The sequence below is a fragment of the Cytobacillus sp. T106 genome (assembly GCF_040492155.1).
GTDB lineage: Bacteria > Bacillota > Bacilli > Bacillales > Cytobacillaceae > Bacillus_AB > Bacillus_AB infantis.
This window is the reverse complement of sequence record NZ_JBEUMK010000016.1, coordinates 69,813-79,263: the sequence shown is the minus strand read 5'-3', so window position 1 is coordinate 79,263 and position 9,451 is coordinate 69,813. Positions and strand designations below refer to the sequence as shown.

Sequence of the window (9,451 nt, the reverse complement as noted above, 5' to 3'; positions counted from 1 at the left end):
CTTCTCAGCGCCGATGGTAGTTGGGGGCTCTCCCCCTGTGAGAGTAGGACGCTGCCGGGCTGTTTTAGAATACTTTTATCGTCGCGGGGTGGAGCAGTTCGGTAGCTCGTCGGGCTCATAACCCGAAGGTCGCAGGTTCAAATCCTGCCCCCGCAATAATCCATTTACATAAGGATGACAGCAGACTTATACTTTAATAACTGCTATTACGGTCCCGTGGTGTAGCGGTTAACATGCCTGCCTGTCACGCAGGAGATCGCGGGTTCGATTCCCGTCGGGACCGCCATTTTAATAATTTTGAAGTTTACCAGACGGAACGGAGTTTCGTTTTTTTTATGCTTAAATATGAAGACCCGGCAACCTGCCGGGTCTTATTTTAATTGAAAAAAAAAGTTGGATGTACTCAATGGCATGATAAAGGCTGCATCCGGCCTTTTTGCCCAATCCCTCAAAATCATGTACACTTATATAAGATGTGTTTTATAAGGTTCTGCGCTTAATTTGTACGTTTTTCACACAATAATTACTTTACTGATAAAGGTGACTATAATATGAAGCAGTTTGAGTTTGTTTCCGGCAGCCCGGATTTGACGATGGATTTTTCAAAAAGGCTTGCAGAGCGTCTTTTGCCAGGCGATGTATTGACCCTGGAGGGCGATCTGGGAGCAGGGAAGACGACTTTTACAAAAGGCCTTGCCCAGGGTTTGGGCGTCCAGCGGAATGTAAGCAGCCCCACTTTTACCATCATCAAAGAATATATGGGCCGTATGCCGCTTTATCATATGGATGTATACCGTGTAGAGGATTCCTCTGAGGACCTTGGGTTTGATGAGTATTTTGAGGGCAAAGGTGTTACCGTTGTCGAATGGGCCCATCTCATTGAAGACCAGCTTCCGGAAGAAAGACTTCAGATTGATATCCGGCACGGTGAGGCAGGAAGCAGGATGCTTATCCTTAAACCGTATGGCGTTAGATATGAGGAATTATGTAAGGAGATATTGGGATGAAGGTATTAGCGATAGACACATCCAATTATGTGCTGGGAATAGCCGTAATCGATGATGAGAAAGTTATAGGCGAGTATATAACCAACTTGAAAAAAAACCATTCTGTCCGAATTATGCCCGCAATTGAAACATTATTAAGGGACTGTGATTTGACCGCCGCGGATATAGAGAAAGTTGTGGTTGCACAAGGGCCTGGATCTTATACCGGTGTCCGGATCGGCGTTACAATAGCCAAGACTTTGGCCTGGTCCCTTCAGGTTCCGCTGACTGGCGTTTCAAGCCTTGCAGTGTCGGCCGCATCTGCAGGACGTTATTTTGAAGGCCTTGTATCCCCTCTGACAGATGCCAGAAGGGGCCAGGTATATACCGGCCTTTATCGTTATGAAAAGGGCAATCTGGTGAATGTTGTGGAAGATCAGCTGCTATTATCTGCTGATTGGGCAGAGAGGCTGAAGCAATACGATCAACCGGTGCTGTTTACAGGAAATGATGTTCCCCTCCATAAGGAAGTAATAGCTAAAACGCTTGGAGATCAGGCAAGGTTTGCAGGGTTGACTGATTATAATCCGCGTCCTTCTGAATTGGCGCTGCTGGGAAAAGATAAAGAAAGCACCGACGTCCATACATTTGTGCCAAACTATATCCGTTTGGCAGAGGCGGAAGCAAAATGGCTGGAAAGCAAGAATAAGCCGGAAGCCGGGCAATAAGATCATGGGTTATTCATTTCGTTTTATGGCAGAGGAAGATATCGACCAGGTGCTCGTCATAGAGCACAAGTCATTTACACTCCCGTGGAGCAGGGATGCTTTTATCAATGAACTGACTAAAAATCAGTTTGCGGTATATCTTGTACTGGAGGATGATGATGCTGTTATAGGTTACTGTGGTGCCTGGATAGTCGTAGATGAGGCACATGTGACCAATATAGCTGTCCTCCCGGAGTACAGGGGAAAGAAGCTTGGAGAGGCCCTGATGAAGAAGATGATGGAAGCAGCCAAAGAGCTGGGGGCTGTCACTATGACGCTTGAAGCAAGGGTTACGAATATTGCTGCACAGTCTTTGTATCGAAAGCTGGGATTCCAAAACGGCGGCATAAGAAAAAACTATTATACAGACAATCAGGAAGATGCGATTGTAATGTGGGTGAAATTAGATGAATAAAGATACATTAATTCTAGGAATTGAGACAAGCTGTGATGAGACAGCTGTTGCAGTCATCAAAAATGGAACAGAGATACTGTCAAATGTAGTGGCATCGCAGATCGAAAGCCATAAGCGGTTTGGAGGCGTTGTTCCCGAGATAGCTTCCCGCCACCACGTTGAGCAGGTGACGCTTGTACTGGAGGAAGCCCTGCAGCAGGCCGGGATTTCCATGAAGGAAATAGATGCAGTTGCCGTAACGGAAGGACCAGGTCTTGTAGGAGCGCTGCTCATCGGAGTTAATGCTGCAAAAGCCCTTGCATTTGCCCATAATAAGCCGCTGATCGGCGTTCATCATATTGCCGGCCATATTTATGCTAACCGCCTGATCACAGAGATGAAGTTTCCGCTTTTATCGCTTGTTGTATCAGGAGGGCATACAGAATTGGTGTATATGAAAGAGCATGGCCATTTCGAGGTAATTGGGGAAACGCGGGATGACGCTGCAGGTGAAGCTTATGATAAAGTTGCCCGCATTCTGGGGATGCCTTATCCCGGAGGTCCCCATATTGACCGCCTCGCTCATGAGGGAAGTCCGGCCATCCAATTTCCGAGGGCCTGGCTGGAGGAAGAGTCTTATGACTTCAGCTTCAGCGGGCTTAAATCATCTGTCATCAATACCGTACACAATGCGGAGCAGAAAGGCATCAAAATTGCGCCTGAAGACCTGGCTGCAAGCTTTCAGGAAAGTGTCATTGATGTACTCGTAACTAAAACGGTAAAAGCAGTCAAAGAATACAATGTAAAGCAAGTGCTGCTTGCAGGTGGAGTGGCGGCCAATAAAGGGCTGCGGGCTGCACTGGAAGGAGAATTCAGCACCCTGGAATCCGAGCTGGTGATTCCTCCTCTTTCACTTTGCACAGATAATGCAGCCATGATTGCGGCTGCCGGCACTATTTTATACGAAAAGGGTATCCGGTCAGACCTTGCACTTAACGCCAATCCAGGATTAGACCTCTCTCTTCATAACTAATGATATCTAAGCCGGTTCATAACCTTTCAAAGGTGCTGAACCGGCTTTTTATGTCTTCAGCAGATGTTATCAACAGATTTAAATTTCTGAATCTATTGTTAACAGAAAGAGATGTGGATAACTGAGATAGATTCCGTTGAATCCGTGGACAATGTGGATAAAAACATCTTTAATTGTGGATAATGTGGAAAACCCTGTGGAATACAGTTAAATATACACTCAGTCTGTGAATAAAAATGTGAATAACAAAAATAAAGAACCAGGCTGTGGAAGCCTGATTCTGCAGATTAAAATGAAAGCCTATTCAGCAAGCTCTGCCCATTCTTCCATTAGCAGTTCGAGTTCTTCTTTAGCTTCGCTGTTGTCTTTAGTAATGGCTAAAACTTTTTCATGGTCCTGATAGATCTCTGGCTCGCAAAGCTGCTGTTCATAATCCTCAATGGATGATTCCAGCTGTTCGATCCGTGCTTCAATCTCTTCAAGCCTGCGCATTTTCTGCCTCTCAAGCTTCTTTGTTTCTTTATCCTGTATATATGACTGCTTATCTGTTTTTACAGGTGCAGCCTTCTCTGCTTTTGTTGTCTCCAAGGCCAGAAGCTCAGCCTGCTCCTGCTTTTTATCAACATAATAGTCATAATCCCCGAGGAATTCTGTTGCTCCGCTGTTTTCAAGCTCCAGCACTTTTGATGCTATCCGGTTGATAAAATAGCGGTCATGGGATACGAATAAAATTGTGCCTGGATAGTCTATGAGGGCATTCTCAAGTATTTCCTTGCTGTCGAGATCAAGATGGTTCGTCGGCTCATCTAGGATCAGGAAATTGGCTTTCTGCATCATCAGCTTAGCAAGGGCGAGCCGCGCTTTTTCGCCTCCGCTCAGCGCGGATACTGGCTTTAGGACATCATCTCCAGAGAAAAGGAAATTCCCCAGTACCGTGCGGATTTCTTTTTCATTATGGAGAGGATAGTCATCCCATAATTCATTCAGGACACGTTTGTTTGATTTCAGCTCAGCCTGCTCCTGGTCATAATAGCCAATCTCTACATTCGACCCGTAATCGATACTGCCGCCGATTGCCGGCAGTTTTTGAATGAGGGCTTTCAGCAGGGTAGACTTACCGACGCCATTTGGACCCACTAGTGCAACGCTGTCTCCTCGTGACATGCGGAAAGAGATATTCTCTGAAACCTTATTTCCGCTGTAACCGACCTCAAGGGAATTGACCTTCAGCACATCATTGCCGGTCTGCTTTAAAATATCAAAGCTGAAAGCAGCTGATTTCTCATCGCCGAGCGGCCTGTCCATCAGTTCCATCCTTTCAAGCTTTTTCCTCCGGCTCTGTGCCCGCTTGGTTGTCGAGGCGCGTGCCAGGTTGCGCTGGATAAAGTCCTGCAGCTTGGCCACTTCCTCCTGCTGCTTCTCATACTGGCGCATATCCCTTTCGTAATTCTCAGCTTTTTTCTCTAAATAGTAGCTGTAGTTGCCAGGGAATTTGGAAATCTGCTGGCGTGTTATCTCATATACCTGTGTGACGACCTTATCAAGGAAGTAACGGTCATGGGAAACGATGAGAATGGCTCCCTCATAGCCCTGCAGATATTGCTCCAGCCAGGATAGGGTTTCAATGTCCAGATGGTTGGTGGGCTCGTCCAGAATCAGGATATCTGGCCTGGTCAGCAGCAATTTGGCTAAAGCCAGCCTTGTTTTTTGGCCGCCGCTAAGGACAGATATGCTTGTATCATAACTAAAGGAATGAAAATTCAGTCCGTGCAGGATGGAGCGGATATCGGCTTCATACTGATAGCCTCCCTGTTCCTTGAACTGTACCTGCAGCAGATCATATTCCTTAAGGATCTTCTCGTAGGAGCCAGGATCATTGAATGCGCCGGGATCTGCCATTCTTTCTTCCAGCCGGCGGAGCTCAGCTTCCATCTCCCTCAGCCCCTTGAAGACCGAAAGCATTTCATCCCAGATGGAAAGGGCAGATTCAAGCCCTGTATTCTGTGCCAGATAGCCGATGGAAACATCCTTCGGTTTAATGATTTCGCCTGAATCATGGGACATATGCCCTGCTATTATTTTCAAAAGCGTTGATTTGCCCGCACCGTTCCTGCCCACAAGGGCGATCCTGTCGCGCGTTTGCACCTCAAGCTTTATATTGGATAAAATCATGTCAGCTCCAAAGTACTTTGACAGCTGATTTACCTGAAGTAAAATCATTGTTCTCACCTCTGTATTCTAAAGGTTAGTGTATCCTATTCATTCCCTCACAGCAATAAGATGAAATTTGTGAAACATCATACAATATAGCTTACATACCTATTTAAAATAGTGTATGATTCTTTAGAGAGGTGTTTATGAATGTCAGAATTCACACATTTTAATAATGAGGGCAGAGCCCGCATGGTGGATGTCAGCAGCAAGCCCGAAACTGTCCGGACTGCATCTGCTCACTCAAGTATAACGGTTAACAGTGAAATATACGAAAAAATAACCGGCAACAGCATGAAAAAAGGCGATGTTTTGGCAGTGGCCCAGGTAGCTGGCATCATGGCCGCCAAAAAGACGTGGGAAATCATTCCTATGTGCCATCCCATTCCGCTGACCGGCATCGATATTTCTTTTGGATGGGAAAAATCAGAAGAAGATTACCGGCTTAATATTTCTGCTCAGGTTAGGACAAAAGGGTCTACCGGAGTTGAAATGGAAGCGCTGACAGCTGCCAGTGCCTGTGCGCTGACGGTCTATGATATGTGCAAGGCTCTCGATAAGGGAATGATTATCGGACAAACCTATCTTGTTGAAAAGACAGGCGGAAAAAATGGGGACTTCAAAAAAGAATAGCAGACAAATACAATAGAAAATCAGCAGGGTGGGGGGAAAAGCTATGTCAAATGAAGCCATTAAAATACCGCAGGCAACGGCCAAACGACTGCCGCTGTATTATCGATTTTTAAAAAATCTCCACTCTTCAGGTAAACAGAGAGTTTCCTCGGCGGAGCTCAGTGAAGCTGTGAAGGTGGATTCTGCTACAATCAGAAGGGATTTTTCTTACTTTGGTGCGCTTGGGAAAAAAGGCTACGGCTATAATGTTAACTATCTGCTGTCTTTTTTCCGCAAGACGCTGGATCAGGACGAAGTGACAAAGGTTGCCCTTATCGGGGTAGGAAACCTTGGGACTGCTTTTTTGAACTATAACTTCCTGAAAAATAATAATACCAAGATCGAAGCGGCATTCGATGTTGATGCCGGAAAAGTAGGCACAGATATTGGCGGTGTGCCTGTTTTCCATATGGATGATTTGGAAAGAATATCTGAAGAGCACGCTATTAAAGTCGCCATCCTGACAGTGCCGGCACCGGTTGCCCAAGCCATAACGGACAGGCTTGTAAAAGGAAGCATCAAGGGCATCCTCAACTTTACACCGGCAAGGCTCACAGTTCCTTCTGCCATCAGGGTCCATCATATCGACCTGGCTGTGGAGCTGCAGTCGCTCGTCTACTTCCTGAAGCATTATCCAATGGAAGCCCTTCAGGAAGTGGAAGCAGAAGAGTAAGGTTCCGGAATGTGACAATTATAGCAAAGTTAGCATTACGGATAGAATTATACAGGCGTTAGTGGTATCATCAATATGATAGATAAAGGGAGGTGAGGCGCAATGATGAATTTAGGAATGGGAAGCCTCTTGCTTATTGTTTTTGTCGCTTTGCTGATTTTTGGACCGAAGAAACTGCCTGAGCTTGGAAAAGCTGCCGGCAATACCCTCCGTGAATTCAAATCCGCTACCAAAGGGCTTATGAATGACGAAGATGAAGAGAAGAAAAAAGAAGTTAAGTAACATAAGGATGTTATATGTATGAGTCATAAGGATATGACAATTTACGAACATATAGGCGAATTAAGAAAACGGCTTGTCATGACAGTCGTTTTCTTGTTCTGCGCGATGATTTTAAGCTTTTTCCTCGCCGAGCCCCTCATTGTGTATCTGCAGGGCGCCGATGAAGCGAAAGAGCTGACGATGAACGCATTCCGCCTGACCGATCCAGTAAAAATCTATATGCAGTTTGCTTTTATTATAGCTTTTGTCATGACATCCCCGGTCATCCTTTACCAATTCTGGGCGTTCATCAGTCCAGGTTTGTATGAGAAGGAACGGAAGGTCACACTGAGCTATATTCCTGTTTCTGTGATCTTGTTCATTGGCGGAGTGGCATTTTCATACTTTATACTTTTTCCGTTTGTTGTGGACTTTATGACCCGGATTGCGGACAGGCTTGATATCAATCAGGTGATTGGGATCAATGAGTATTTTCAGTTCCTGTTCCAGCTGACCATTCCGTTCGGGATCCTTTTTCAGCTGCCGGTTGTCATCATGTTCCTGACCAGGCTTGGCATTGTCACACCGATGTTTCTGTCAAGCATCCGTAAGTATGCATATTTTGTACTGCTTGTCATTGCGGCCTTCATTACGCCGCCTGAGCTGCTGTCGCATATGATGGTAACAGTGCCTCTTTTGCTTCTATATGAATTGAGCATTTTCATCTCCAGATTTTCATATAAAAAAGTGCTGGAGGCTGAAAGGCTGCAGGCAAAGGAAATGGAAGCCAAATAAAAAATGAGCCTGGAATAAGGCTCATTTTTTTTGGTTATTTTTAATTTGTTTGATTTTATAGTGAAAGGCAATCATCCGAAGGCCTGAACCGAAATCAAAAGTTGCCAGAAGCACGAGCAGATACGTGAAAAATCCCCATTCACCGGTTTCATTTATATTCTGGATCGCAAAGTAAGTAAACAGCACGCCCAGGAATATATAGATGAATCCGGAAAACAGCGGTGACTGCCTCATTTAAAATCCCCCAATAAAACTTTGAATTTGTTCCATTTCTTCTATCCACTTTTGTAGTTTGTCCTGATTCATTTGAATGATGACTACCAAAGTATTCATCGACACATGCGCAAAAATCGGGACAAGGATCCGCTTGGTCCGCACATACAGGAACGCGAATGTGAAGCCCATTGCAGAATAAAGGAGCACATGCTCAGGCTCGAGGTGCGCGAAAGCAAAAATCACTGAGCTGATCAGGGCCGCCAAAAAGAAGTTCATTCTTTTATGAAGGGCGCCGAAGATGACCTTCCGGAAGACGATTTCCTCCAGTATCGGGCCGATGATGCTGCTGACAATCACGACGAGCGGCAGGGTCTCGATGATCCTGATGATCTGCTGGGTGTTCTCAGAGCCCATTTCAATGCCGATCAGGTTTTCGATATTAGCTGCAAGCGACTGTGCAAACAGTGCCAGGAAGACACCGGCAATTGCCCAGGCGACGGAAGCAAGCGGAGACGAAGCACTGCGGTCAAGCGTCTCCTTTGATTTAAATTCTTTCCGCAGCAGGAATAGCACAAGGATCAGGGCAACTGTAAAGCTGAAAACAAGCCAGTAGGCGACAGACAGCGCCTGCACTTCCGCCGGGCTCCCGCCGGATATAGTTCCGATCACTGCGAAAAGCGGAACTCCAAGATAGCTCGATAACTGCATGCCTATATAAACAATCAGGATAATCCAATATTCATTCTTCAAAAGTTTATTCTCCTTTATCTAAAAACATGCCATACATACCATTCTACTAATAATGAGCATAGATCACAAATAAGAGGGCGCTACCTTAAATATATAGAATAAAATCTTATTTCCTTCATATACTTAAAGGGTTGGCCATTTTTACATGGATTTGTCAGTGTTCCATGTTCATTTTTGGCCCATACGTGTTAAGCTCTGTTTCACACAGCCTTATACATAGAAGCAGCACATTTTTAACAAAATTTTTTATGCGTCCCACTTGCAAATAAAGTGAAGATTCATTAATATAATAATTGTGTTAGCACTCATTAGATGAGAGTGCTAATAAATAACTACATAAAAGATTTGAGGAGGTTGTTTCACTTGTTAAAGCCACTAGGTGATCGTATTATTATCGAGCTTGTTGAAACGGAAGAAAAGACTGCAAGCGGCATCGTACTGCCAGACACAGCTAAAGAGAAGCCTCAGGAAGGCAAGGTTGTTGCTGTAGGTACAGGGCGCGTTCTTGAAAACGGCGAGCGTGTTGAGCTGGAAGTTGCTGCTGGCGACACGATTATCTTCTCAAAATATGCCGGTACAGAAGTGAAATACGAAGGCAAAGAATACTTGATTTTACGCGAAAACGATATTCTGGCAATTGTAGGCTAATAGCCCCCGTAAGCCGGACACTATACACACCATAAAACTTGAGGA

At 45.2% G+C, this 9,451-nt stretch carries 12 protein-coding genes and 2 tRNA genes; 11 read left to right on the top strand and 3 right to left on the bottom strand.

Annotation, left to right across the window (positions count from 1 at the left end; translation table 11 throughout):
• Positions 1-82: 82 nt before the first annotated feature.
• The 6 genes from ABU165_RS21460 (at position 83) to tsaD (ending at position 3,180) form a co-directional block, all read left to right on the top strand.
• A tRNA-Met gene (locus tag ABU165_RS21460) sits at positions 83-156 on the top strand.
• Between the two features lie 54 nt (positions 157-210).
• Positions 211-286: transfer RNA gene (locus ABU165_RS21455), tRNA-Asp, on the top strand.
• Between the two features lie 265 nt (positions 287-551).
• Positions 552-1,007: a tRNA (adenosine(37)-N6)-threonylcarbamoyltransferase complex ATPase subunit type 1 TsaE gene (gene tsaE, locus ABU165_RS21450; RefSeq protein ID WP_101552848.1), complete on the top strand. Its 456-nt coding sequence runs from the start codon at positions 552-554 to the stop codon at positions 1,005-1,007.
• Positions 1,004-1,714 (top strand): tRNA (adenosine(37)-N6)-threonylcarbamoyltransferase complex dimerization subunit type 1 TsaB, encoded by a 711-nt coding sequence (gene tsaB / locus ABU165_RS21445; RefSeq protein ID WP_101552850.1) that lies wholly within the window; start codon positions 1,004-1,006, stop codon positions 1,712-1,714. The genes tsaE and tsaB overlap by 4 nt, the downstream gene beginning before the upstream one ends.
• Positions 1,715-1,718: 4 nt before the next feature.
• Positions 1,719-2,168, top strand: a complete 450-nt coding sequence (gene rimI, locus ABU165_RS21440; RefSeq protein WP_035403427.1) for a ribosomal protein S18-alanine N-acetyltransferase — start codon at positions 1,719-1,721, stop codon at positions 2,166-2,168.
• Entirely contained in the window at positions 2,161-3,180 is a 1,020-nt protein-coding gene (tsaD, locus tag ABU165_RS21435) for a tRNA (adenosine(37)-N6)-threonylcarbamoyltransferase complex transferase subunit TsaD (protein ID WP_318060889.1), read from the top strand. Before rimI ends, tsaD begins: the two co-directional genes overlap by 8 nt.
• A 300-nt stretch (positions 3,181-3,480) precedes the next feature.
• Here tsaD and ABU165_RS21430 read toward each other — a convergent pair whose 3' ends face one another.
• Positions 3,481-5,400, bottom strand: coding sequence for an ABC-F family ATP-binding cassette domain-containing protein (locus ABU165_RS21430; protein WP_318060890.1), 1,920 nt, complete (start codon positions 5,398-5,400; stop codon positions 3,481-3,483).
• Between the two features lie 141 nt (positions 5,401-5,541).
• Here ABU165_RS21430 and moaC point away from each other — a divergent pair, with 141 nt between their 5' ends.
• The 4 genes from moaC to tatC all read left to right on the top strand — a co-directional run bounded on the left by moaC (position 5,542) and on the right by tatC (position 7,792).
• Entirely contained in the window at positions 5,542-6,024 is a 483-nt protein-coding gene (moaC, locus tag ABU165_RS21425) for a cyclic pyranopterin monophosphate synthase MoaC (RefSeq protein WP_148951026.1), read from the top strand.
• 43 nt (positions 6,025-6,067) lie between these two features.
• Entirely contained in the window at positions 6,068-6,736 is a 669-nt protein-coding gene (locus ABU165_RS21420; protein WP_009795806.1) for a redox-sensing transcriptional repressor Rex, read from the top strand.
• Positions 6,737-6,838: 102 nt separating this feature from the next.
• Positions 6,839-7,018, top strand: a complete 180-nt coding sequence (locus ABU165_RS21415; RefSeq protein ID WP_009795807.1) for a twin-arginine translocase TatA/TatE family subunit — start codon at positions 6,839-6,841, stop codon at positions 7,016-7,018.
• Positions 7,019-7,036: 18 nt separating this feature from the next.
• A complete protein-coding gene (gene tatC, locus ABU165_RS21410; RefSeq protein ID WP_009795808.1) occupies positions 7,037-7,792 on the top strand; it encodes a twin-arginine translocase subunit TatC in 756 nt (251 codons plus the stop codon).
• Positions 7,793-7,813: 21 nt separating this feature from the next.
• On the opposite strand, the gene ABU165_RS21405 is transcribed toward tatC, so the two are convergent.
• On the bottom strand, positions 7,814-8,026 hold the full coding sequence (locus ABU165_RS21405) for a YdiK family protein (protein WP_009795809.1): 213 nt from the start codon (positions 8,024-8,026) through the stop codon (positions 7,814-7,816).
• Complete coding sequence (locus ABU165_RS21400) at positions 8,027-8,758, bottom strand: CPBP family intramembrane glutamic endopeptidase (RefSeq protein WP_009795810.1); 732 nt, start codon at positions 8,756-8,758, stop codon at positions 8,027-8,029.
• A 363-nt stretch (positions 8,759-9,121) separates the two neighbouring features.
• Between ABU165_RS21400 and groES the strand changes: the two genes are divergently transcribed.
• Entirely contained in the window at positions 9,122-9,406 is a 285-nt protein-coding gene (groES, locus tag ABU165_RS21395) for a co-chaperone GroES (protein WP_101552863.1), read from the top strand.
• Positions 9,407-9,451: the final 45 nt, after the last annotated feature.

Coding starts and splice junctions, on each gene's coding strand:
- tsaE (WP_101552848.1), top strand. CDS start 552: ATGAAGCAGTTTGAGTTTGTTTCCGGCAGCCCGGATTTGACGATGGAT.
- tsaB (WP_101552850.1), top strand. CDS start 1,004: ATGAAGGTATTAGCGATAGACACATCCAATTATGTGCTGGGAATAGCC.
- rimI (WP_035403427.1), top strand. CDS start 1,719: ATGGGTTATTCATTTCGTTTTATGGCAGAGGAAGATATCGACCAGGTG.
- tsaD (WP_318060889.1), top strand. CDS start 2,161: ATGAATAAAGATACATTAATTCTAGGAATTGAGACAAGCTGTGATGAG.
- ABU165_RS21430 (WP_318060890.1), bottom strand. CDS start 5,400: ATGATTTTACTTCAGGTAAATCAGCTGTCAAAGTACTTTGGAGCTGAC.
- moaC (WP_148951026.1), top strand. CDS start 5,542: ATGTCAGAATTCACACATTTTAATAATGAGGGCAGAGCCCGCATGGTG.
- ABU165_RS21420 (WP_009795806.1), top strand. CDS start 6,068: ATGTCAAATGAAGCCATTAAAATACCGCAGGCAACGGCCAAACGACTG.
- ABU165_RS21415 (WP_009795807.1), top strand. CDS start 6,839: ATGATGAATTTAGGAATGGGAAGCCTCTTGCTTATTGTTTTTGTCGCT.
- tatC (WP_009795808.1), top strand. CDS start 7,037: ATGAGTCATAAGGATATGACAATTTACGAACATATAGGCGAATTAAGA.
- ABU165_RS21405 (WP_009795809.1), bottom strand. CDS start 8,026: ATGAGGCAGTCACCGCTGTTTTCCGGATTCATCTATATATTCCTGGGC.